This window comes from Hymenobacter tenuis (genome assembly GCF_054780495.1).
In genome coordinates, this window is the sequence record NZ_BAAGWF010000002.1 from 131,871 (window position 1) to 153,615 (window position 21,745).

The 21,745-nt window shown below is 62.5% G+C and carries 21 protein-coding genes; 4 read left to right on the top strand and 17 right to left on the bottom strand.

The features are described 5' to 3' along the window. Positions 1-437: 437 nt before the first annotated feature. The 4 genes from ACYVGU_RS10905 to ACYVGU_RS10920 form a co-directional block, all read right to left on the bottom strand. A complete protein-coding gene (locus ACYVGU_RS10905) occupies positions 438-1,388 on the bottom strand; it encodes a HipA domain-containing protein (RefSeq protein ID WP_460622108.1) in 951 nt (316 codons plus the stop codon). Continuing rightward, positions 1,385-1,717, bottom strand: coding sequence for a HipA N-terminal domain-containing protein (locus tag ACYVGU_RS10910; RefSeq protein WP_460622109.1), 333 nt, complete (start codon positions 1,715-1,717; stop codon positions 1,385-1,387). The genes ACYVGU_RS10905 and ACYVGU_RS10910 overlap by 4 nt, the downstream gene beginning before the upstream one ends. Continuing rightward, entirely contained in the window at positions 1,714-1,941 is a 228-nt protein-coding gene (locus ACYVGU_RS10915) for a helix-turn-helix domain-containing protein (RefSeq protein ID WP_460622110.1), read from the bottom strand. The genes ACYVGU_RS10910 and ACYVGU_RS10915 overlap by 4 nt, the downstream gene beginning before the upstream one ends. 409 nt (positions 1,942-2,350) lie before the next feature. Then, on the bottom strand, positions 2,351-2,482 hold the full coding sequence (locus tag ACYVGU_RS10920) for a hypothetical protein (protein WP_460622111.1): 132 nt from the start codon (positions 2,480-2,482) through the stop codon (positions 2,351-2,353). 82 nt (positions 2,483-2,564) lie between these two features. On the opposite strand from ACYVGU_RS10920, the gene ACYVGU_RS10925 reads away from it, so the two are divergent. Further along, positions 2,565-3,179, top strand: coding sequence for a YqhG/Tai3 family protein (locus ACYVGU_RS10925; RefSeq protein ID WP_460622112.1), 615 nt, complete (start codon positions 2,565-2,567; stop codon positions 3,177-3,179). A 939-nt stretch (positions 3,180-4,118) separates the two neighbouring features. Here ACYVGU_RS10925 and ACYVGU_RS10930 read toward each other — a convergent pair. From ACYVGU_RS10930 to ACYVGU_RS10950, 5 genes are all read right to left on the bottom strand, one after another. Next, a complete protein-coding gene (locus ACYVGU_RS10930) occupies positions 4,119-5,945 on the bottom strand; it encodes a serine hydrolase domain-containing protein (protein ID WP_460622113.1) in 1,827 nt (608 codons plus the stop codon). Positions 5,946-6,002: 57 nt separating this feature from the next. Continuing rightward, on the bottom strand, positions 6,003-7,079 hold the full coding sequence (locus tag ACYVGU_RS10935; RefSeq protein WP_460622114.1) for a helix-turn-helix domain-containing protein: 1,077 nt from the start codon (positions 7,077-7,079) through the stop codon (positions 6,003-6,005). Between the two features lie 244 nt (positions 7,080-7,323). Then, positions 7,324-8,253, bottom strand: a complete 930-nt coding sequence (locus ACYVGU_RS10940; RefSeq protein ID WP_460622115.1) for a DUF389 domain-containing protein — start codon at positions 8,251-8,253, stop codon at positions 7,324-7,326. Positions 8,254-8,772: 519 nt separating this feature from the next. Then, a complete protein-coding gene (locus ACYVGU_RS10945) occupies positions 8,773-9,192 on the bottom strand; it encodes a response regulator (RefSeq protein WP_460622116.1) in 420 nt (139 codons plus the stop codon). A 12-nt stretch (positions 9,193-9,204) separates the two neighbouring features. Next, positions 9,205-12,135, bottom strand: coding sequence for a PAS domain-containing sensor histidine kinase (locus tag ACYVGU_RS10950; protein ID WP_460622117.1), 2,931 nt, complete (start codon positions 12,133-12,135; stop codon positions 9,205-9,207). 330 nt (positions 12,136-12,465) lie between these two features. On the opposite strand from ACYVGU_RS10950, the gene ACYVGU_RS10955 reads away from it, so the two are divergent. The 3 genes from ACYVGU_RS10955 to ACYVGU_RS10965 all read left to right on the top strand — a co-directional run bounded on the left by ACYVGU_RS10955 (position 12,466) and on the right by ACYVGU_RS10965 (position 14,665). Further along, positions 12,466-13,008, top strand: coding sequence for a hypothetical protein (locus ACYVGU_RS10955; protein ID WP_460622118.1), 543 nt, complete (start codon positions 12,466-12,468; stop codon positions 13,006-13,008). A 125-nt stretch (positions 13,009-13,133) separates the two neighbouring features. Beyond that, the gene (locus ACYVGU_RS10960; protein ID WP_460622193.1) at positions 13,134-13,331 is read left to right on the top strand and encodes a T9SS type A sorting domain-containing protein; all 198 of its coding nucleotides are present in this window, start codon (positions 13,134-13,136) and stop codon (positions 13,329-13,331) included. A gap of 167 nt (positions 13,332-13,498) precedes the next feature. Further along, the gene (locus ACYVGU_RS10965) at positions 13,499-14,665 is read left to right on the top strand and encodes a glycoside hydrolase family 172 protein (protein WP_460622119.1); all 1,167 of its coding nucleotides are present in this window, start codon (positions 13,499-13,501) and stop codon (positions 14,663-14,665) included. Positions 14,666-15,095: 430 nt separating this feature from the next. On the opposite strand, the gene ACYVGU_RS10970 is transcribed toward ACYVGU_RS10965, so the two are convergent. The 8 genes from ACYVGU_RS10970 to ACYVGU_RS11005 all read right to left on the bottom strand — a co-directional run bounded on the left by ACYVGU_RS10970 (position 15,096) and on the right by ACYVGU_RS11005 (position 21,719). After that, complete coding sequence (locus ACYVGU_RS10970; protein ID WP_460622120.1) at positions 15,096-15,548, bottom strand: TMEM175 family protein; 453 nt, start codon at positions 15,546-15,548, stop codon at positions 15,096-15,098. A gap of 453 nt (positions 15,549-16,001) precedes the next feature. Further along, a complete protein-coding gene (gene traN, locus ACYVGU_RS10975) occupies positions 16,002-16,865 on the bottom strand; it encodes a conjugative transposon protein TraN (RefSeq protein WP_460622121.1) in 864 nt (287 codons plus the stop codon). Positions 16,866-16,878: 13 nt separating this feature from the next. After that, entirely contained in the window at positions 16,879-18,075 is a 1,197-nt protein-coding gene (traM, locus tag ACYVGU_RS10980; protein ID WP_460622122.1) for a conjugative transposon protein TraM, read from the bottom strand. A 10-nt stretch (positions 18,076-18,085) separates the two neighbouring features. Beyond that, a complete protein-coding gene (traK, locus tag ACYVGU_RS10985) occupies positions 18,086-18,700 on the bottom strand; it encodes a conjugative transposon protein TraK (protein WP_460622123.1) in 615 nt (204 codons plus the stop codon). 39 nt (positions 18,701-18,739) lie between these two features. Further along, the gene (locus tag ACYVGU_RS10990; protein WP_460622124.1) at positions 18,740-19,852 is read right to left on the bottom strand and encodes a hypothetical protein; all 1,113 of its coding nucleotides are present in this window, start codon (positions 19,850-19,852) and stop codon (positions 18,740-18,742) included. Positions 19,853-19,917: 65 nt separating this feature from the next. Then, on the bottom strand, positions 19,918-20,358 hold the full coding sequence (locus tag ACYVGU_RS10995) for a hypothetical protein (RefSeq protein WP_460622125.1): 441 nt from the start codon (positions 20,356-20,358) through the stop codon (positions 19,918-19,920). Positions 20,359-20,399: 41 nt separating this feature from the next. Further along, entirely contained in the window at positions 20,400-21,041 is a 642-nt protein-coding gene (locus ACYVGU_RS11000) for a hypothetical protein (protein ID WP_460622126.1), read from the bottom strand. 30 nt (positions 21,042-21,071) lie between these two features. Next, entirely contained in the window at positions 21,072-21,719 is a 648-nt protein-coding gene (locus ACYVGU_RS11005; RefSeq protein ID WP_460622127.1) for a hypothetical protein, read from the bottom strand. Positions 21,720-21,745 lie beyond the last annotated feature (26 nt).

Consider the following 21,745-nt stretch of genomic DNA (forward strand, 5'->3'; position numbering starts at 1 on the left):
TTTCTATAGCACTTGGGTGTGGGGAAGCTGGAAAGCTTACTTCGTTACTGCTGTGGCTAACAGGAGCGGAGCCGTTTTGGGTCCTACAGCATGGAGAGCCAACAGACTTGTTGACTAATCAGGCTTACATTCTCTTCGACTGCAAAGTACAGACCGTAAGAAGATAAGTAATAGCCGCAGTTATCAGCGCAGGCCCTAGCTTTTCAGCAACAGCCCACCGGGGTTCTTGGTAGCTTTCACCTTCTCCGTTTTCAGCTGGAAGGTGAACTAGCAAAGTTGGTCCAAGTGCTGGATGTCACCGAGGATGGTGGCCACCAACTGGGGCTGGGTGATACCCAGGGCCTTCAGGTGCTGCTTAGCCGAAAAGGCCCGGTCGGCGGAATGAAGCAGCCCGGGGCTGCGGGGCCTCCCGCAAGCCCGGGCTGCTTCATTCCCCTCTACGTCAGGTCCAGTTGAGCAAACCGCTGCGAGAGCAAGGCGTGGAACTGCTTCTGCAGGGCGGTGGGCAAAAAGCTATGGTCAATGAAGGCCTGCCAGGCCGGCCAGGCTTTTACCAAGCGCGTAAACATGCCCGTAACCACCTTGTCGTCGATGCCGGCCCGCCCGGCGGCCTGCCGGAAATCGGCCTGCCGCAGCCGTTTCTTTTTGCCGTTGAGTGTCAAGGCCAGCTCCTCCGTATCGGCCGGGTTAACCAGGGCCGTGGCCACCAGGTCGAAGGCGGGGGCCAGCCCGTAGCCCAGGCCGGGGGATTGCAGCAGCGAAAAGTTCTTCAGGTGCATGTCGGCGTTGCCCGTCAAGAAGCTTAGCAGCACCAGCTCGTAGCAGTTGACTACGTCCAGACCAGGATTCGCGGAGTACCGGAGGATGGCCTTGGCGACCTGCTCGTGGGAGCCGTCGTACTTGTTTTCCGTCAGGCGCTCGGTGAGCTGGCACATGTCCTCCATGGCCAGCTTCTGGCCCTTTACCCGGTCAATGCGGCGCGTGACGTACGCCAGGGCGCCGCCTTCCAGCCGCAGCAGGCCGTGGGGCACGGTAGGCAGGCGGGCCAGCGCGGCCAGGTGCATGGTCAGGTCTTCCACTTCGGGCAGGTGCGGGTAGCGGGGCGTCGGGGGCTTGAGGATGTACTCGCCACTCAGGGCGCCGACGATGGTCAGGCGCGCGGGCTGACCGGCCGCGACGGCAGGGGCCAGCGTGAGCGAGAGCTTGGGCTGCACGCCCGTCACGGTGATGTGCTGGCGTACGGCCGCCTCCGCCAGGCCCAGCATCTGGGCCTCAGTGTAAGGAAACGCCGGCGGCACGGGCTTGCCGAACAGGCGGCGGCTGCAGGCCGGATGATAGTCCGTTTGGCCTTCGGGCAGCGGCTGGTAACAGGACAGGCAGCGGCTCATGGCTGGTCCTGAGCTTCCAGGGGAACAATGCTCACGGCCCCGATACAGTCCCGGCAGCAGGCCAGCAGCAGGCCCATCCGGTCGCGGGCGTTGAGCTTCCAGTTTTTTTCGGCCACTTCCAGCAGCCAGCCCTCGGGAATAAGGCCATCGAAAAACGGAAACAGCACCCGCTCCACGTAGGGCGCCGCCCGGAGCGGCAGCGTCAGGCTGACGGGCTCCGCGCCAGCGGTGGCTAGGTAGTTCGGGGAGTAGGCGAAGGTGTAGCCCTGCTCGTCCTGGGTCAGGTGCCCGGCCAGCTGCTCGTGCCGGTAGACTTCGGCTTTTCTCATGACTGCGGATCCAGTAGTTGGGTGCGGTCCAGCGGGGCGGGCGCCAGCTCGTGACCAAACAGGCGCAGCACCAGGTTGACCTTGTCCAGGCGCAGGGTGGCCTTGCCCTGCTCCAGCTCGCGCACGAACCGCAGCCCCACCCCTGCTTTCGCAGCTAAGACGGGCTGGGAGAGCTGCAACAGCTTGCGGCGTTGCTTGACAAAGACGGCCAGGGGAGTAAGCATAGGCTATACCCTTTCGGGGCTAATTCCACAAATAAAAGCGGGACAATACCCGAACGGGTATAAAGTTAAGCAATAGCGGTCATATTATACCCTTACAGGTATAATATGACCGCCGCTACTCCCCGGTTTATTGGGAATGGTTTAGAAAAGGAAAACAATAGACGTAGCCCAATACTAGGAACTGAAATTTGCGATAAGCACAAATGGTATACGCGGCTGGGAGTGGCCGACTGTTGTAGGTGAACGTTACCGTCGGGTATGAGGGCAGGTGAAAAAGTAAAGCAGGTGTCCCAACGAAGCAAGCCCACCCAAAGAGGAGCAGCAGCTCCACGTACCCGTAACAGCTGCTGACTTCACAAAGCGCAGTTGACCACCAAGGCTAGCAAAATAAGTCTTTACTGTTCCTGGGCTAGTGCCGGCGGAAGATTTTCAGGAACAGCCTGCCGGCGTTCTTGGTGGCCTTGACCTTTTCCGTTTTCAGCTGGTAGGTAAACTTGAACAGCTGGCCCAGGTGCTTGGGGTCTTCCAAAATCGCGGGCACGAGCCAAAAGGCGGTGTAGTCAAAGCCTATACTTATAATTGTGCTGTTTGCTCTCCTTGCCCACTCTCCTATTTTTGGCGGCATGAAGTTTCTCTACTACGCGGGTTGGATCAGCATTCTGCTGCTGGCGGCCTGTTCTACCGAGTCCACGACTACCACTCCTCCCCAAATACAACCGCCCTCTTCTCCAGCACGCCACATAACAGCTTCTCCACTTAAGACGGTGGAGGCTTTTCTGCGCTGGTATCAGCTTCATATGGAGCAGTTGAATACTATGCCGACCGTTCCGGCAGCGGGAGATGGCGACACTGCAAACGTTTACCGGGTAGACTTTCAGGCAGTCGAGGGCTACCTGGCCCTGTTGCGCAGCAGTGACCAGGTAACGCCCACCTACTTGCAGACGCAGCGCCGGCACTTTGAACACGCCCAGGATACGCTGCAAGCGCATCCGCAAACGGATGGCCTAGTAGTTGGCTTAGACTACGACCGCGTACTGTTCACCCAGGATGCGGAGGCACAGGTAGCGCTCCTCTTACGAACTCGGCCTACGCGCGTCCTCGTCAGCCAGGATAGCGCGCAAGTACTGTATCAGTGGCAGGAAAGCCAGATGAGCGAGGGCCCCAACCTAACGTTTAGTTTAGTGCCCGACCACGACCACTGGGTGATTAACGCGATTCGCCCAACTTGGAACAACTAGCACGCGTGAGCCAGTAAATGGGGCCGTTCCCGCTACGTACCCTGTCCGAGTAGTGCCGTTATATCCAGTAACGCTTTTTCGTCCGTGCCAGTTAATTCTCCATCCGCGTGCGAGCAGTCTGGTAATCTTTGAGCAGCAGACCCGCGGTTACGCGCTCGGTTTGCCAATTTAGGAATAGCGGAATAACCCAGGGTAGTTGAACGATAGGCATGGATAGTAGCTCGTGCTGGGGAAGATGAATTTAATCAGGGTTGTCACAACGTCTGCGTAGAAGACCGGTCCAATATTTCCACCCGTAAACATCCTAACAAACCTGTTTCCTATTCCCTGGGTGCTTATATCTCCTCCAGGTACCAGAGATCCACGGGGCTAAGCAGAAATTGTGATTAGTAAGGACAGCCAAAAAGAAACCGGGTTGCTGACACGAGAAGCGTCGGCCCAAATAGCTCTTGAAACTTAATTTAAGACTTATTTAATAAGACCCTTGTTGGGCATCCTTCGTAGAGACTGGGTGATAAAAGCGCTACGATACTCTTTTCTGCATGGCTATATTCTTTGATCGGCTACCGGTAGACCAACAAGTGAGCTCCGCCATCGCGGTGCATGTCGACTACGGGGATCTGCTTCCTCCCACCATGAGCTGGCAGGATATATTTAACTGTATGCTGGATTTAAACAGTGAGCTGTACGTGCTCCCGCAGCAGCTCATAGATTCGGAAGAACTGCAGCGAATCCTTGACTGCCTGTAATCCCCCTTGCTGCGTTGAGCGCTAGCGCCGTCTTCTTAAGAGGGCCGGTAAGCTGTACCGTGCCGGCCCCAGCCGGTTGCCAGACCAGGTGCGACGATAGCGCCGGCAGCGCGGCACTCTCCCCCCTGCCTAACGCTGTTTGCCCCCGTTGCGCCGCGGGCCGAAGGGTAAGCTGCCCTGCCGGCTGCGCTTAGCGCTTCAGGGCCAGCAGTTTTTCCTGCAGGTCCTGGTCGCTGGGGTTTAGGCGCAGGGCTGTCTCGTATGAGGCGATCGCCCGGGGCTTGTCGCCCCGGCTCAGGTACAGGTCCCCCCAGCGGGCGTGCACGATGGCCGACTGCGGAAACTGCTCCAGGGCCAGTTCCAACAGCCCCTGGGCCGCCGCGGGATTGCGGGGCCGCTGGTAGAGCAGGTCGTAGGCCATGTACGTGAGCTGGTACTCGTTGAGCTTGAACTGGCGGTAGCCCGCCACGGCCTCCGGCACCCGTCCCAGGCGCAGCAGCTCATGGGGCAGCAGCTGGTCGGCCCGCAGGCGGGGCCAGGCTTTCTCCGCGTCCAGCATGCGGAAGCCGACGACCCGGCCGGCGGCGTCGCGCTCAAAGCGGCCGCGCATCGGGTAGTCGGTAAATGCCACCGTGTCCCCGCCCACGGGATAGGTCAGGATGGGGTTGCCGGCGTTGATGCACTCGACCAAGTGATCGGCGTCCCGCTGAAAGGTCACCACCTCGTCGGGTCCCCGCTGGTAGCGGCCGGCAAAGGCGTCGAGGGCTGCCGCCGGAACCGGCCGGGGCTGAAGGACCGGGGGCAGAAAGTCGGCCCAGCCGTAAACCGTCGCCACGGCCCGGCGCAGCTCCTTGCCCAGCTCGTCGGCCCCGTTGTTGTTATTCATCATAATGACCACCCCGTTGCCGCCCGTCACGCTGCCCAGCGCGTAGGCCAGAAAGCCCGCGTTAACGCCGGTGTGCTCGAAGTAGCGGCTGTTCTCGTCGGATTTATCCGCCCGCTGCAGCAGGAAGGCGCCCAGCCCCATTTGCTCGCGGTACGTTCCCGTTGACACCTCGGTCTGCGGGGTAAGCATGGCCCGCGCCGACGCCTGCGTGAGCACCCGGCCCCGGCCCCGGTAGGCCTGCTGGACTTCGATCAGCAAGCGGGCCAGGTCGGTGGGGGTGGCGTAGAGCCCGGCGGCGGCCTGTTGGGGGTACACGTAGGGCATGCCCTTAAACCAGCTGTTTTCCGAGTAGGCCCACGCGGCGCGGGCCGAGAGCGCGGGCGGCAGGGGCTGAGCAAAGGTGGTGCTGGGCATCTTCAAGGGTTGAAACAGCAACGACTCGGTTAGCGCCTCAAACGACTGGCCGGTAACGTCCATCATTGCCAGCTGGGCGACCAGGTAGCCCCCGCCCGAGTACTGAAAGCCCGTGCCGGGCTCCCGGTTGACGACGACAGCCCGGCTGCCCGCCGCCGGTTGGCCGCTGAGAATGTCGACCACGGAGGGCAGGGGCTTCTGGTCCGGCACGAAACCAAAGTAGGATGCCTGGCTGGTGCCGGCCTGGTGGCTGAGCAGCAGGCGCAGGGTAACAGGGCGCTTGCGCGACAATTCGTTTTCCGCCAGCTGCCAGGAGCGCAAGTATGAATTGATGGGCGCATCCAGGCTCAGCTTGCCTTGCTGCACCAGTGCCAGCGCCGCCGCTCCGGTAACAAGCTTGGAGATGGAGCCCGCCGAGAACAGCGTGGCCGGCGTGGCCGGGATGCGGGCCGTGGTGTCGGCCCAGCCGTAGGCCTTGGCCCACTCCACTCGGTAGTTGCGGATAACGGCGATGCTCAGGCCCGGCACCCGGTGAAATCGCATGCGCTCCTGCAGGTTCCAGCCGGGCAGGCCCCGCACGGGCACGTAAGGCAGCAGGCTGTTTTCAACCTGCGCGATGCGGGCGGCGGGGGGGGCCGGCGCGGGGCCGGTTTGGGCGGGGGCAGAAAGCGGGCTCAGGCCCGGCAGCAGCAACAGGAAAAGCAGGAACCGGTGCATGGGGTTGGGGTAAAGGATACGGCGGCAATAGTACTGCCCGGCCCACCCCGGGTCGTCTCAAGATGTTATTTGAGACCTCTTTTGGTACTCTTTGGGCGTTATTCCCACTTTTTCCTTGAACACCCGGTTGAACGTGGCCTTGGAGTTAAAGCCCGCCTCCAGGGCCAGGGCCAACAGGGTAAGCCGCTGCGCGTCCGCCGTGAGCAGGCGCCGCTTCACTTCCTCCAGCCGGTAGCCATTAACCAGGTCCGAGAAGGACTGGCCCAATCCCGCATTAATCAACTGGGAGACCACCGCGGGCGTCAGCTGCAGGTGCCGGGCCAGGCTGGACAGGGTCAGGTCGGGGTCCTTAAACAGCTGCTCCTGTTCCAGGGCGCTGACCAGGCGCCGCAGGTCGTGAGCATCAACCGGCCCGGCTGGTTTTTTGGGAACATCCGCGGCGGGCACCCCCGCCACCACTTCGCCCGGCGGCCGGCTTTTCAGCCAGCCCAGCAGGGCCAGCACGTACGCCACCCCGGGCAGCACCACGCTGGCCAGGTAGAACTTGGGCGCGCCCGCCGGTAAGTACCAGTGGTTGACGAGCGGGTCCAGGGCGGCGGCGACGTACAACACCCCCACGGCCAGCAGGCCGCGCGGCCACCATGGGTTGGGCCAGGGTGCTTGCCGCAGCAGGCGCCAGGCCGCACCCACGTAGGCCAGCACCGAAAGCACCGCTCCGTAGTGCTCCACGTAGCGCGTGAGGGGCTTGTGCACGCTAAGCCAAAACCAGGTTTTGGTGTCAAACGATTGCAGGCTCAGCACCCCGTAGAAGACGGCCTGCACCAGCACCGGCACAAAGTGCCCCCAGCGCAGGGGCGGCCGACCGCCGCGCACACGCAGGTAGCTGAGCAGCAAGGGGCCAAAGCTCCAGGAGAAAAACAAAGGCGTAAAGTAAAGCCAGCGGTGGCGGAAATAGGTGCCGGATCGGCTCAGGAAGTAATCCACCACCTGCAGCGTGAGGCCCAGCAGCAGCAAGCCCAACCACGTGTTGGCCGGGCGCCGCCGCGAGGTCCCGAGCAGGTAGGCCGCCGTCGTGAGCCCCTGCACGATGCAAAAGAGCTGGCAGGCAACGCCAAAATCAAGGTGAACAAACATAGGGTTGCACGTCAAGCCCGGCACCACACTTTCTTGACCCCACCCCCGTGCGGCAGGCCGGGCTAGTCCCCTGGTATGCAGGCACGGGGAGGCGGAAGCTCGGGACAGGGGTCGCCTTGATCGGGCCGGTCTAATATAAGCAGCGGGCGCCTTTTCCGAACCATCCCCCGGGGTCGGCCGGGCCAGGCAGCTTGATTTTCTGAGCGGCCCGTTGGTTAAAAGCAGCCAGCCGGGTAACTGGTAGCTAAACCAGGGGCTGGCGCCGATGTACGCGTTGTTGCTTAAACCATAATACCGGAATACCCAGCCCCAGGATAAAGCCCCAGTCGGCAGCAAACCGTTCCAGCCCCTCCAGCGCCAGGTCCCAGCGGCCCACGGCCAGCCCGGCCCCAACCAGCGCGGCCGCCGGCACAAAGGCCATGGCAATAAGGGGCCCCGCCTGAAAGCTGCGGCGGAAGGCCGCCAAAATCACCACGCCGGCCACGGCCCCAGTGGCCGCCAGCAGCAGCTCCATCAGCTTGGGGTGGGCCAGGTGCTGCACCTCGGAATTGCCGGCCAGCTCGGCGGCCGTGGTTTCCCCGGCCCCTACCAGTGCGGCCATGGTTAGCGCCGCGGCCGCCACCAGTACGGCATACCCCGCCAGGGCCGACTCCAGGCCGCGCCGCACCAGAGACCAGTGCCGGAGCACCAGGCCCAGCGGCACTTTGGTCATCGGGTCAAAGCCGGGCGCAATGATGGCTGAGGCCACGAAGGCGACGGCCTGGGGTACGGGCTCGGACACTAGGCCGATGGCCGCTATGATACCACCCAGGCCCATCAGCAGCAGGTAGTTCACGGTAATCCGGCCCTGGTGGCGCAGGCCGCTTTCCATTTCTTCCCAGATGGCCTCGTCGCGGTCGTCGTCCACGGCCTCGTGCACGGCCGGGGCAATAAAGCTGGCCACCTCGCTGGTCACCACGCTCAGGTCCTGGGGGTCAGCGACGGCGGCGCGCGCCCGGCGCAGAACTTCGTCGGCCCCGCGGTTGAGCACGTGCACGGTGAGTATATCGCCGGCCGGCTTCACGGAAGCCCCGCGCAGCACCGTTAAGCCAATCACCGAGTCCAGGCCGGCCAGCTGTTGTTGTAATCCATCCGTTACGGTGGGCGGGACCGTCAGTTCTAGCGTGCGATGCATAGTAAGGGCTGCGCGTTATGATATAAAAAAGCACCGCGACTGGGGCGGTGCCTGCTTTTCTTACGCAACAGTCAGCATACCGTTGAAAAGATTAGGATCCATAATGGCTTACCGCCGGGGCCCGCTCCGCAACCAGCCTGCCCCATCGTCGGGATGGACACACTCGTTGGATTCGTGGCCCAGCCGCTTAGGTGGCGCGTAAAGTTCAGCCTGGCCACCATGGCCGGGTTAACCGGGCGAATATGTAAGTCGGGGGTAATTATTTTCTAACCCAGCGGGGAATTCTCGGATTCCCCGCTGGGACGGGCCTGGCTTGGCGCATACCGGTCCCGGGGCCCGGCCCCAAGCACAGGTTGAGGGGTTGAAGCGGCGGTATAAGCAGGGTATTAGGAGCGGGAAAAATGCAGACAGCAGCGGGGGTACGGAATACGTAAAAGGGCCCGAGAAAGCCTGCTGCCCCTCGCTGCCTGCTCGGCACATCCCCCCACTCACTTGATTGATTTCGGTAAGCCGCCGCTATTAGTCAGCAGCCGGGCCGAAATGCTCTTGCAGCACCTGGTTGACTTTGTCGCGGGTGAGGGGCTTGGTCAGGTAGCCGTGGATGGGCAGGCCTTGCATCAGCTCCACATCACGGGGGTTAAGGGAGGTGGTGAGCATGATGATGACGACGGCCGGATTCTCAGCCGCTGGGCGCCGGGCGTAGGCCTGCAGGAAATCAAAGCCGTTCATCAGCGGCATTTTCATGTCCAGCAGAATCAGCGCCGGGCAGGTGGGGGCTGCCGCCGGCGCGCAGTGCGTGTGCAGCAAATCCAGGGCTTCCTGCCCGTTGCCGGCCACCAGTACGGTGTCGGTGACGGCCATGCGCCGGAGCAGGGTCTGGTTAAGGTAGTTGGTTGTGTCGTCGTCGTCGACGAGCAGGGTGCACGGAATAGTGGCCATATAGTCGGAAAATCAGGAAGCAAGGAAAGGGGGAAAGGGCTGTTCGCCCGCGCCCAGGGCGTGGGGCAGGAATACGAAAAACGTGGTACCGGCCCCCGGTTGGCTGTGGACCTCAATGCGGCCGCCGGCATTCTCGACCATGCGCTTGACCATGTACAGGCCGATACCGGTGCCCTCGACGTGGTCATGGAAGCGCTGGAACATGGTGAACAGGCGCGGCAGGTGCTGGGCTTCCAGGCCCAGGCCGTTGTCGTGCACCTCCAGCACCGTGTGGCCCGGGCGCACGTGCGCGCGCACATCCACGTGAGGCGTGCGGGCGGGATGCCGGTACTTGACCGCATTGCTGAGCAGGTTGTAGACAATGCTGCGCAGGTTCTTTTCCGAAAACTGCACGGGCGGCTGGTCCGACACGTCCACGCCGAGCCGCACACCGGCCTCCTGCAGCTGGGGCAGCAGGTCCAGGCGCACGTCCTCGACCACGGTGGCCAGGTTGACCAGCGTCGTCACCGGTTCATGCTCCTTTTGCAGCTTGGAGACCTCTGTAAGGTGGGCAATGGTGCGCTTAAAGCGCTCTACCGCGTCCAGCATGCGGGACAGGGTGGGGCCAATTTCCGCGTCCTGGGCTACAGCCGGGGGCAGGTCCTCCTGGAGCAAAAAGAGCAGGCCCTCGATGTTGGAGATGGGAGCCTTCAAGTCGTGGGAGGCCGTGTACACAAAATTGTCCAGGTCCAGGTTGGTGCGCGTAAGCTGGGCGTTGGTGGCACCCAGCTCGGTGGTCAGGCGCTGCAGGGCCAGCTCCGCCAGCTTTTGCTCGTGCACGTCCACCACGGCCCCCACCATGCCCTCGTACTCCCCGGCGGCGCTGAAGCGGGGCAGGCCCTGGTCGGTTACCCAGCGGTAGCCGCCGTCGTGGTGCCGCAGGCGAAACAAGCAGGTGAAGGGCTCGCGCCGGCGGTTGGCGGCCAGAAAGGCGGCGCCGGCGCCGGCCGCGTCCTCCGGGTGCACGGCATTGGTCCAGCCCAAACCCAGGCCCTCGGTTAGGGTTTGGCCCGTGATGGCGTACCAGTGCGCGCTGAGGTAGGTGCACTCGCTCGCGGGGTTGGTTACCCACAGCGTACCGGGCACGTGGTCGGCCAACAGGCGAAAGGACGTTTCGCGGGCTTCGACCACGCGCCGGGCCAGCACCTGGTCGGTGACTTCGTGGGCGAAAATCAGCACCCCGTCCACGGCGCCCTGCCCGTTGCGCCGGGCCTGATAGGTAAAGGACCAGTAAATTTCTTCCAGGGGTCCTCCCTCGTGGCGGGCCAGCATCAGGGGCAGTTCCTGGGCCACGAGGGAGTCACCCGTGTCGTACACGCGCTGCAGGTCGTCGAGCAGGGCGATGCCGGCCATTTCGGGCAGGGCTTCCAAAAGGGGTTTGCCGAGCAGGGCGCGACCGGGGAAGATGCGCTGGTAGGCGGGGTTGACGAGCTGGTACACCAGCTCGGGTCCGTCGAGGATGACAATGGGGGCCGGCGCTTCCATAAAGAGCTTATGCAGCTGCTGGCGCTCGGCTTCGCGCTCCTGGCGGGCCAGCACCTGCTCCGTCACGTCGTAGGCAAAGATGGTCACGCCGGCCAGGCAGCCCTGTTCGCGGTAGGCCTGGTAGGTAAAGTTGAAGTACACGGTGCGGGACGGTTGCCCGTCCGGGGGCACCACGGCGAACGGAACCTCCGAGCCGTAGTGGGTGTCCCCCGTTTGGTACACGCGATCGAGCAGGCTCACAAATCCCTGTTCCACGGTTTCGGGCACGGCTTCGGCCATCGTCAACCCCACCAGCTGGCGGCCGGGAAACAGCTGCTGGTAGGCGGGGTTCACGTACTCGAAGCGGTGCTCGGGGGCCCGCAGCAAGGCCACCAGGGCCGGGGTTTGCTCGAACACGTAGTAGAAGGCTTCACGCTCGTGGGCCAAGCCCTGTGCCGTCGTCAGGGCCTCAGCCTGGGTGGCCAGCGCGGCCCGGGTATGCTCCTGCACGCGGGCTTCCAGCTCCTGGTTGAGCTGCTCCAGCTGCCGGCGGGCAAGCACCTGCTCGGTAACATCGTAGGAGAAGTCCAGGACGCCGTCGACCTCACCCTGGGCGTTGCGCAAGGGGTGCAGGGAAAGGTTGAGAAACACCTGCTCCTTCTCGCCGGTGCCGCGGAAGTCAAACCAGCCTTCCATTTCGTGGGCGTAGAACGGCTCGCCGGTCTGGTAGACCCGGTCAAACAAGGCCACCACCCCCAGCGCCTCGGCCTCCGGGGTGCCTTCGCGAAACGGCCGGCCCAGAAAGGTGCGGTGCGGAAACAGGCGCTGGTAGGGCGGGTTGACGAACTGATACACGTGGTCGGGGCCGTGGTAGGCGGCTACGTAGGCGGGCAGCTGCATCAGGACCTCCTGAAAGCGGTGCCGCTGCCGCTCGGCCTCAGCGCGGGCGGCTTCCTCGCTTACTTGGCTTTCGCGCAACAGCCGCTCGGCCAGGCGGCGGGCGGTGATGTCCTGCACGGACTGAATGATGAACAGCACCTGCCCCGTGGCGTCGAGCACGGGCGTGTGGCGCGGCAGCCAGTGGCGCTCGACAAACCGGCCGGGGTGGGCCCGGTCGGGCACGTCGTAGTGCTGCGGGGCCATGTCGTGGGGCCGTTTGGTGGCCAGCACCTGCTCCAGGGAGGCGCGCACGTTGGCCACGCCGTTGGCCTCGGGGGCGTCGGGGTTGTCGGGGAAGGCGTCGAAAATGTGCTGCCCCACGATCGCCGACCGCTCGGTGAGGGTCGCCGCCAGGTAGTCGTCGCTCGCGGCCACAATCACCCACGCCGGCGAGAGCAGCAGCGCGGCCCCGGGCTGGGCGTTGAAGACCGGCAGCAAATCGAGCGGGGCCGGGGCAGCAGAGCAGGAAGCGGGTAAGATCTGACCCGAGGAATCGGCCATGAATAAAAAGATAAAGCCAGTAGAATAGCCTGTACGTCACTAACCGCTAAAGTGCTGGATTGGCTGGTAACTACTCGCCCCCTGGCGCCGCATTTGGATTCGCCCCACGGGCAACCGGTCCACCCGGAGTCACGCTTCACTTCTCCGAGGGTCCGCCACGACTGCCGTGGACCTGCTTCAGGCCGCGGAAATGAGAAGTACCTGCTGCTGGCAGGCCGCCGACCAAGCCAAGGGAAACCCGGATAAGCGGAAACAACACGCCCCGCAGTTGGTTTCCTTCCCGTACGGCAAGCGGGAATGCGTTGTAAAGCTCGACAGTAGGCATTACTTTTGGCGCGCGGCTTACTGCTTACCGCTCGACTACCGCTCGACCTCCTACTGACTACTCCGTTGGACAACCGCACTGCTGACCCGGCCCTGTCGGCTGAAATAGCCGCGTTTTCGGCTTTGCTCGCCCGCCAGGGCGTGCACGCCGCCCTGGGCTACCTGAACGGGCGCACCCCGCACCGCTACACGGGCATCTACCGCCTCGACGGGGACATACTGCGCAGCGAGGCGCTGTTTGACCGCCTGAGTCCCGACGTGCGCCTGGGCGCTGACGCCCCCCTGGCGCAAACGTACTGCTCGCTGGTGGGCCGGCAGGAGGCCCCGGTGGAAATTCTGGATGCCGCCCTGGACCCGCTGGCGCTGGGCATCGAGACGCCGGTTATCTCCTACTGCGGCGTACTTATCCGCGACCGGCAGGGCAAAGCTTACGGCACGCTCTGCCACTATGATTTGCAGCGCTGCCAGGAGCGCACCACCGATCAGCCCCTGCTGGAAGCGGCCGCACGGCTGATCTACCAGCATGAGCACCCGAGTCATCAGCCCTAGGACGGCTTAGCAGTAGACCACAGGGCGATTGCGGCGGCCCATACCGGCCCGTTCACTGCACGACGAGGAGACTACCCCGGGGCCGTAAAAGGGCAACGTCACCCGCAACGGCCGCTGCGCCCCTGCTGGCCTACCCCAACCCCAGCCAGGGCGGGCAGAGCGTACGCCTCAACCGGCCCGTCTCGGGTACGCTCACGGACTTGACCGGACGGCCCGTGCGCCAGCTCACGGCTACGGACCGCCTGCTCACCGGGGGGCTGACGGCGGGCGTCTACCTGCTGCGCGCCGTGGACGGAGCCACTAGCAAAGTCGTCGTGGAATAAGACGGCGCCCAACTGCCCGGTCGTTGCCGGCAACGGCCGGGCAGTTGGGTAAGCAGGGCGCGGAGCGCCGAGAGCGTTAGTAGACTTTATTTCCGCGGGAACCACTAGCTCCGTTTGCGTATCTATGTGCATCTTGGCGAAGGTCTTTCCCATCCCTTCGCTCTACCATGCATAAACTCTTACTTGCCCTGGCCGGGGTTTTCTGGAGCACCGGGGTTGCCACTACGCTGGCCCAGAAAACAACTTTCAACGGCCTGGGCACGGAGCTGGGCAACCTTTACCGGCTTTCCGATGCCAAAACCCGCTCCATCAGCCCCGAGAACTTCACCGGGGCCAAGGGCCAGGGAGGGCGCGCGACCACCGGCACCGGGCAGAATGCCTCCCGGGATCTGGGACTGGGCTGGAAGGTCAGCCCCAGCATCCAAATCAAGGCCGGCCAAACGGCCGTGGTTGCCGAGATTGAAGGCTCCGGGGCTATCCAGCACATCTGGCTGACCCCCACCGGCATCTGGCGCTTTGCCATTCTGCGCATGTACTGGGACGACGAGAAGACGCCCTCGGTCGAGGTGCCGGTCGGCGACTTTTTTGGCCAGGGGTGGGGAGAAACGGCCCTGCTGAACTCCCTGCCGGTGCAGGTTAACCCCGGGAGCGCCTTTAACTGCTACTGGCTGATGCCCTTTCGGAAGAAATGCCGCATCACCCTGGAAAACCTGGATGAAAAGGAAATGTACCTGTACTACCAGGTGGACTACACCCTGACGGAGGTTCCCAATGATGCGGCGTACTTCCACGCCCAGTTTCGGCGCCAGAACCCCACGGAGTACAAAGTGCCCTACACCATTCTGGATGGGGTGAAGGGCCGGGGGCAGTACGTCGGAACCTACGTGGCCTGGGGGGTTAACAGCAACGACTGGTGGGGAGAGGGCGAACTCAAGTTTTTTCTGGATGGGGACGGGCAGTTCCCGACCATTAACGGCACGGGCACGGAGGACTACTTTCTGGGCTCCTACAACTTTGAAAACAAGAAAACCCGCCAGTACCAGGAGTATTCCACAGCCTATGCCGGGCTGCACCAGGTGATCCGGCCCGATGGTCTTTACCGGGCCAACCAGCGCTTTGGCATGTATCGCTGGCACATCCCCGACCCGATCCGCTTTCAGCAGGACTTGCGCATTACCATGCAAGCCCTGGGCTGGCGCTACAACGGCCGCTATCTGCCCCTGCGCGACGATGTGGCGTCGGTCGCCTACTGGTACCAGACCGAACCGCACGCTCCCTTCCCCACCTTGCCCAGCAAAGACGATCTGGAGGTCAACCTTGGCCCCGCCCGGTAGGGCTTTCCTTCCAGCCCCTAAAGTAGCGGCGGCACCGCCGGGGTCAGGCACGCCCTGAGACAGTACGCGTAGGAAGGCACCCTAGTGTACCAAGTTTTTCACGATGCCCAGGCGGCAACCGCTTAGCTGGGCCAGGTGGACCAGGCCGGCTAGCCACGCCCAACTCACCCGACCCCAACCCCGCTGGGCCGGCCAGCCTGCCCGCGGCGGCCGGTTGCTGCACCAGCTACAAGCTAACCGGCCGGCCTTCGGATCGCAAAGACAAGGTTGAGAAATCAATCTGTAAATCTCTTGCCTGCAAGATGTTATGGGTTTGTTAAAATCCGTTCCAGGCGGCGGTCGGGCACCAGCCAGATAAGGGCCACTGCTACATAGATTCCACCGGCTACCCACCCATGCCAGAAACTGGCGGCAATGCCCAGAGCGTAGCTCAGGGGGAAAGGCGGCCTTTCCAGTTATACGCTACTGCCTGGGTTAGCCGGGAGTCGGGCCCATTGGCGGCCATCAGGCGGGATTGCAACCCGTTAAAGGCGAGGGCAGCCATCAGCAGCACCAGGCCGTAGAAAGCCAGGGGGGCCGGTGCGAAGTGATTTTCACCCATCCAGCCCGTGGCGAAGGGCACCAGCGAAAGCCAAAACAGCAGGTGCAGATTCGGCCACAGCACGCGGCCATTTATCCGGGCCGCGCTGCCCAGCAAGTGGTGGTGATTGTTCCAGCAAATGCCCACGTATACAAAGCTGAACGCATAACTCAGAAACACCGGTAACAGGGCGTGCAGGGCAGCAAAGGTTGCCTGGGAGGGCAGCTTGATTTCCAGCACCATGATGGTGATGATAATGGCTAGCACCCCATCACTAAAGGCCTCGAGGCGGTTTTTGTTCATGGTAGCTGATGGCACTGGCCCGGTTGGGGGCCCCCGCTACGGGAGGAAAGCGCGACTCCTGAAGGGGCCAGGAATCCCGGCCAACCCCGGTAAGCCACGAAAAGCTGCTCTTTACTTTGGTCAGATTTTTGCACTCATTACCAGTAACTTAAAGCTTAGGCTTGAATAAAGGTTAGCAGGTCCGCATTGATGGTGGCCGCCTCGGTTGCCGGCATGCCGTGGGGAAAGCCCGGGTAGGCAATCGGCTGGCCGTGCCGGAGCAGCTTGATAGACTTGGCGGCACTGCTGCGAAGGGTACGATCTGGTCGTCTTCCCCGTGCAGCGGCTGGAGCGCTTCATGGCTGATTGGGGCTTTATCCTGGCCTTGGGCATCCCGTTTTTGTGGCTTAAGCAGTGGCGGTTACACCGCCGCAAGCCCTTGGTGTAGGGACCGGCCCTGTTTTGACGCTCCTGTTACTTAAACGTACGAGCCTTCAGCAGGTCGGCATTGGATAGCGTGAGGGTGAGGTGGCGCCCGCCCCCCTTTTCGTAGACTTCAACCAGGAGCTGCTGCTGCTCGGGGATGGTAAATTTTTTAAAGACGTAAACCTGCTGCAGCTGCCCCTTGGCTTCCAGCTTTTTCTGGGTTCCGTTAAAGACGTAAAGGGGCGTGAGCTCCAGGGCCTGCTCGGCCGTGCGCCGGGCCCCTTGCCGGTCCTGGATGTAGAACTTGACAAAGTCCACGTCGTAGGTCACCTGGGACTGGTTGGCCAGGTGCAGGGGGAAAAACAGGGTTTCCTGCTGGTAGCCCACCGTGCCGGCACGCAGGCGCAGCTGGTGGTCCCGGCGGCGGGCACAGGTTCCCCCGAACGCCAGGGCCCGCCGGGAGTAGGCATCCAGATTGCCCTGGGGGATGGGGGAGCTCGCCAAGATCACTGCTCCCGGCGCCGAGGAGGCAGAGCCGGCCGCCCCCAAGTCCAGGCTGAGCACCTTGGGGTTGTGCTGGTAGTTGACCACAAAGGAGTACAACTTGCCGTCGGAAGTAAGCACGGTCATGTTGGACTCCGGGAAGCCGGCGGCGGCAGCCTTGACGCGCACGATGTTTTCCGCGCCCGGGGCTTTGGCCGCCAGCAGGCCCGAGTTGCCCAGGTCGACGTAGGTTACCGGAAAGGGAAACACCAGGTGGGTGGTTTTCTGATCACTAAGAAAAAGCGGGTAAGTAGGCAGCTTATTAGCTTCCGAGTACTGCAGCATGCGGGCCGGGGTAGTTTGCGCCCGCCCGGGCGCGCTGCTCAGCAGTAGGGCCAGGGCGCTGGTGGCAAAAAACACGTTGTTCATAACGGGAGGGGATTTATTCCTTATCTACTTTGAGCAGCACCTGGTAGCCGGCCTTGAGGCGGACCCGGACCAGACGGAGTTTCTTTTGACCGAGGCCTTTCACGGCGCTTACAGCCACGCCCGCGGCGGCCATGGTCGGGTCAGCGCTCATGGTCAGCATATCCGCCGCGCCCAGTCCTTCCGCGCCCGCCTGCTTGGCCGCGTCCCGGGTAATCGCGCCCGGAATGTGCAGGCCCGCCAGGCCGTCCACGTCGTAGACTTTCAGGGCCGCCGGAAACACACTGGGGCCGGCTTTCAGCGTTTCAATAACTACGTGGAGGCGCTCCCAGGCCAGCTGGCACTGACCGTAGATGAAGGTGCCCGCCGGCAGGGGGTGCCCATTGACGAGGGCCGGTTCCGTCAGGCGCATTTTCACCAGCGAGCCACTGACAACTTCCTGCGATTCGTGAATAACGGCCGGCAGCGTGTTGGCCTCCTTGGGCTCCACCCGGTTGTCGTCGAGGCCCAAAAACGAAGCCGTCCGCCCGTGGCCGGACCCGTTCGAGCCCAGGCGCGAGACCACGGCGTCCTCATCGACCACCTTGACTCGGGTGCGAGCTTTTTTCTTCGGCGCGCGTCTCGCCGGCGCGGCCGGGCGGGAGACCCTTCCCCCACTGCCAGCACTCTGCGCCAGCAGCTGGACCATCTGCAGCTGGGCGTCTTTCTCGGCCAGCTCCCGCTCGTGCTGGCGGCGCAGCAGCTCCACCTCTTCCTGCTGGGACAGCGCGCCGGGTGGGCTCGGCGGCAACCCAGTTGGGCCGGCGGGGGCGCCTCCCCCATTAAGCTGGGCCTGTTGAGCGGCAATAAGCTGTTGCTGGGCCTGCAGCACCGACTTATCCGCGGCCCCGTTGGGGCCGGGCTGACAGTCGGCGCTGATTGCGTACGAGAGGCCCGAAGCCGAGTCGATGCGCGCGTCTACCAGGCCCCGGTTGCGCAGCGTGTCAACCGGGATGGCATAAGCTTCGAGCTTACTGGCAGTGATGGCGCCGGTTTCGGCGGCCGGCAGGTTGGTGTTGAAGCCGGAGGGCCCGTTCTGGACCTCGGTGGGCGCCCCCTGGCCGCCCCCGCCCAGGTAAAACATGACAGCTAAAAAGGGGACGCCCACCACCGGTAAAAAAGTGGCCATTTTGCGTCGGCGCAGAAATTGCGCGTCGTGCGGTTTGATTTCCATTGGGCGGAGCTTAGCGGGGCTGGGTGCTGAGGTCGGCGTTATTGAGTACCCGCCAGTTTTCCATCAGAAAGCCGTGGGGGTTATTTTCCGAGCGCGTCACGTCGCGCAGGGAGCACTCGGAGAGGAAGTTGCGGGTGGTGATGGAAGTAGCCCGGATAACGCGCTGACGGCCGTAGCACCGGGCTACCAGGGGGCGGGAGTTGGTTATTACCACGCTGTCCACAATCATTTCCAGGCTGATGTTGGCGGCAATCAGGTCGTTGTAAAAGCCCTTTTCCCGGAAGTTCTCGTACTGCCGCCGGGCGGAGTTGTCGGCCAGGTATAAGGCCTTGTCTACGTTGCTGTCAATTGCTTTCTGGTCGGGGTCGAGGGTGAAAAACAGCTCGTGAAAGCGCGTAACGTGGCTGCGGGCCTCCACTGGCCGGTTAGCCCGGGCATCCCGGGCGCCGGCGGTGAGCAGCTGCCCGTTTTCCAGCACGTAGATGCGCTGGGCCGCGGCATTCGTGGTTTGAAAGGCGAAATAGGCAATCGCTCCGGCCAGCAGCAGCACGGCCCCAATGAAGACCAGGGCCAGGGTTTTAACCTGCTGAAAGGCGGAATCAATAGTTTTCAAGGATGCAAACATGCCCGTTGGGATAAGTGAGAGGATAGAAGCGGGAGCTGCTTAGCCCCGCCGGCGGTTAAGGCGCTCCCGCACGGCCGTGCCGGCCCGGTAACCCAGGGATTCGCTTCGGGTCATGTTGCCGGGGCCGCCCATTCCGGCCAGGCCTTGCCCCGCCCCTACTGCGCTTCCCAGGACATCACCGCTAGTCCGCACTCCCGCTCCGCTTAGGGCCCCGGCGAAGCCGGCCGTGCTGACGGTGGTCGTGGAAATAAACCGCGTGGTGGCCCGCCCAATGTCGGAGGCGTCGAGGAGCATATCCGCTGCCTTGGGCACAAACAGGTAGCCCGCAATGGCCAGCACCAACATGCACAGGTAGGCGATATCGGCCGATTCCACACTACCACCGGCCTGCAGCTGCCGGATGTTCTCGTGGAGCATGGTTACCTGCACGTGGGCCAGCACCGCAGCGTAGATGTTGGCTACCGGTACCCACAGCGAAATCGTGAGGAAGTAGCCAAACCACTTCTTTAATCCCCCACCAAAGCCCGGGATAATGGCAATGCCGAAGGCCAGCGGACCGGCAACGCTGAGCAGCACCAGCAAGAAGGTGGAGATGAGGCTAATAGCCAGCTTGGCCGCCAGGGCGCCCAGCTCTAGAATGGATTTAGTCCACTCCCGGAAGTTTTGGCCTACCGAGTACTGAACCTGATTCATGGCCAGGCTGGCTTTTTGGCCCAGGTCTAATGCACCGAGCTTGCCCAGCTCCTTTTCATATTCCTCATTGAGGGCTAAATCCGACTTGGCTTTGGCATCGGCAGCTAACTGGTCGCGCTGAGCCGTGAGCCGGTTTACTTCCGCCAGCTGACTCATGCGGATGGCATCGGTGCCGTGCGCCACCATCACGGTTATATCCCGCAACGCCCCGCACAGCGGCACGAAGAGCAGAATGGCCAGGCCGATAGCAAAGGGCCTGAGCAGTGGAAACAAGTCAATGGGTTCCGCCCGGGCAATGTTGCTCCATACCCGGCTGCAGATGTAGAGCAGGGCGCCTATGGCCCCAATGGCCCGGCCAAGGTTGATAAACTGCGCCGTAAACGTGAGCATTTCACTGTAAATGGCTTCGAGCTTTTGCTCGTATACAGCCATATTCAAATCAATAGCAGTAGGATCCATTTGCTAGCAAAAAAGGGGGGGGGGCAGGATGAGGAGAATGCAGTCAGGAATGCGGTCAACACAGATTATTGAGGCAGGTAATGCTCGTTGTGGATGCCAGCAAGTTTTTTTTTCGCCAGGTTCACCAAGCTGGCTTGCTTGGCGGCTATCTCCCCGACCAATGTGATTTGCGCTGGGTCTTGCGCCTTGTTGCCATCTAGGAGGTCTAATGCGGAAAGGTTGGCCTGGCTTTGCTCGATGAAGTAGACGTAGTCTTCTTTAGACTTTTTGACCCGTGCCGGACTAAGCTGCTCGTAACCTTTGAGTTGGCCGAGCTGCACCAGGTATTCTTGCTGGATGCTCAGTAACTGCTCGTGCTGTTGGCGAATCATGGCAACACGAGGGTCCGGGTTGGTGCCAGCTGCCAACGAAGAAACCGGCGTGGCCGGGGCACTGGCTGTACTAGTGGTAGTGTCCGAGCTGCAACCAGCCAAGGCCGCGAGCACCAGCAGGAGGGTGTTTTTCATAACGGATAAAACTTGGGGAGAATTGGGACAAGCCGGGCTTCTTAGCGGGCGGTCATAAGGGCGTTCATAGCTTCACGGTCCTGCCTCTGCTGAGCCTGCTGCTGGGCAATGGCCCGGCACTTGTTGCTGAAGTAGTTCATCAAATGGTGCTGCCCAGCGATGCGATCGGCAATGTTGTCGATGAACTCGATGCGCTCTGGGTCGGTCATCCTGGCGTTGCCCGCGCTGAGCACCCCAGCCAGCTCACTCAGCAAGCCGATGTTTTCTTGCAGAAGGCCTTGGTACACGGTAGAAGCCTCGCGGAGTTGGGCCGGCGAGAGCCGTTGGGCGCGCAGCTCCGGAAGTACAGTCGAAAACTCGCTGATCATCTGGCTCTGGTGGGCGTAAATCTCGCGCACCCGGCGGTAGTGGCGCACCCCGCTGCTGATGAGCAGCAGGCTGCTGTACCACTGGTCATGCAGCTGCTGGGTTTTGTCCATAATGCCCTTAATCTGGCCGCTGACGACTTTCATGTCGCCGGCCAGCTTCTTGCCTTGCCCCAGCAGCGTGGTGGAAACGCCCTGATGCATAACCTGCTTGCGGGCCTGGCTTTCCGCAATCGGAGCAGAGATAACGGACTGGGCATAAGCCGGAGCAGCGGACAGGGCCAGACCCAACGAAAGAATCTTAGTGCTTGCTTTCATGGCGAAGAGGGGAATACGTGCGCGGCAGAATTAGCGGGCCCCCATCAGGGCGTTAAGGGCCTGGGCGTCCTGCGCCTTCTGCTCGGCCAGGTGCATCTGCACGAAGTTGCGCTGGGTGTAGTAGTTGATTAAGCCCAACTGGTCGGATATTCTGGCGTCCAGCTTGTCGATGAAGCGCATCCGTTCCGCATCCGTCATTTTAAGCAGGGCGGGGCTGACAATGGTCTGTAGGTCCTGCAGCGTGGTGGCGCTTTCTGCCAGCAGGTTGGTGTACACGACCGTCATTCGCGAAAGCTGCTCCGGCCTGACGTAGGGGGACTGGCGCAGCGTTTCGATGGCCGTGGAGTAGGTTTGGATGATGCGTCCCTGCTTTTCAAACACGGACTGCACGCGCCGGTAGGTCCGCACGGCGGAGCTGACTTGTAATAGCCCCTGGTACCAGGTCTGGGATAGCTGCAGGTTTTTTTCCGAGTAGATCCTGGTCAGCTCCTGCTCCTTCACGCCGGCTTTCACCAGCTCGTTGGCGGCTTTGGAAAGGCCCTTCATGGTGTTCTGCAGGCTGGTCTGCACGCCCGACTGCATCTCCAGCACGGGAGCGCTTACCACCAGCTGCGCGAAGGCAGGTGCGGCGCTCAGCGCCAGAATAGCTAGGCTCAGGAGGGTGATTTTTGCTTTCATGTTGGCACTGTGGTTGTAATCAGCAG

Bases quoted from the DNA above. Each gene is read 5' to 3' on its own strand.
- traK (WP_460622123.1), bottom strand. From the start codon at position 18,700: ATGTTTGCATCCTTGAAAACTATTGATTCCGCCTTTCAGCAGGTTAAA.
- traM (WP_460622122.1), bottom strand. From the start codon at position 18,075: ATGGAAATCAAACCGCACGACGCGCAATTTCTGCGCCGACGCAAAATG.
- ACYVGU_RS10995 (WP_460622125.1), bottom strand. From the start codon at position 20,358: ATGAAAAACACCCTCCTGCTGGTGCTCGCGGCCTTGGCTGGTTGCAGC.
- ACYVGU_RS10990 (WP_460622124.1), bottom strand. From the start codon at position 19,852: ATGGATCCTACTGCTATTGATTTGAATATGGCTGTATACGAGCAAAAG.
- ACYVGU_RS11005 (WP_460622127.1), bottom strand. From the start codon at position 21,719: ATGAAAGCAAAAATCACCCTCCTGAGCCTAGCTATTCTGGCGCTGAGC.
- ACYVGU_RS10935 (WP_460622114.1), bottom strand. From the start codon at position 7,079: ATGTTTGTTCACCTTGATTTTGGCGTTGCCTGCCAGCTCTTTTGCATC.
- ACYVGU_RS10945 (WP_460622116.1), bottom strand. From the start codon at position 9,192: ATGGCCACTATTCCGTGCACCCTGCTCGTCGACGACGACGACACAACC.
- ACYVGU_RS10970 (WP_460622120.1), bottom strand. From the start codon at position 15,548: ATGAACAAAAACCGCCTCGAGGCCTTTAGTGATGGGGTGCTAGCCATT.
- ACYVGU_RS10925 (WP_460622112.1), top strand. From the start codon at position 2,565: ATGAAGTTTCTCTACTACGCGGGTTGGATCAGCATTCTGCTGCTGGCG.
- traN (WP_460622121.1), bottom strand. From the start codon at position 16,865: ATGAACAACGTGTTTTTTGCCACCAGCGCCCTGGCCCTACTGCTGAGC.
- ACYVGU_RS10915 (WP_460622110.1), bottom strand. From the start codon at position 1,941: ATGCTTACTCCCCTGGCCGTCTTTGTCAAGCAACGCCGCAAGCTGTTG.
- ACYVGU_RS10905 (WP_460622108.1), bottom strand. From the start codon at position 1,388: ATGAGCCGCTGCCTGTCCTGTTACCAGCCGCTGCCCGAAGGCCAAACG.
- ACYVGU_RS10950 (WP_460622117.1), bottom strand. From the start codon at position 12,135: ATGGCCGATTCCTCGGGTCAGATCTTACCCGCTTCCTGCTCTGCTGCC.
- ACYVGU_RS10965 (WP_460622119.1), top strand. From the start codon at position 13,499: ATGCATAAACTCTTACTTGCCCTGGCCGGGGTTTTCTGGAGCACCGGG.
- ACYVGU_RS11000 (WP_460622126.1), bottom strand. From the start codon at position 21,041: ATGAAAGCAAGCACTAAGATTCTTTCGTTGGGTCTGGCCCTGTCCGCT.
- ACYVGU_RS10910 (WP_460622109.1), bottom strand. From the start codon at position 1,717: ATGAGAAAAGCCGAAGTCTACCGGCACGAGCAGCTGGCCGGGCACCTG.
- ACYVGU_RS10940 (WP_460622115.1), bottom strand. From the start codon at position 8,253: ATGCATCGCACGCTAGAACTGACGGTCCCGCCCACCGTAACGGATGGA.
- ACYVGU_RS10930 (WP_460622113.1), bottom strand. From the start codon at position 5,945: ATGCACCGGTTCCTGCTTTTCCTGTTGCTGCTGCCGGGCCTGAGCCCG.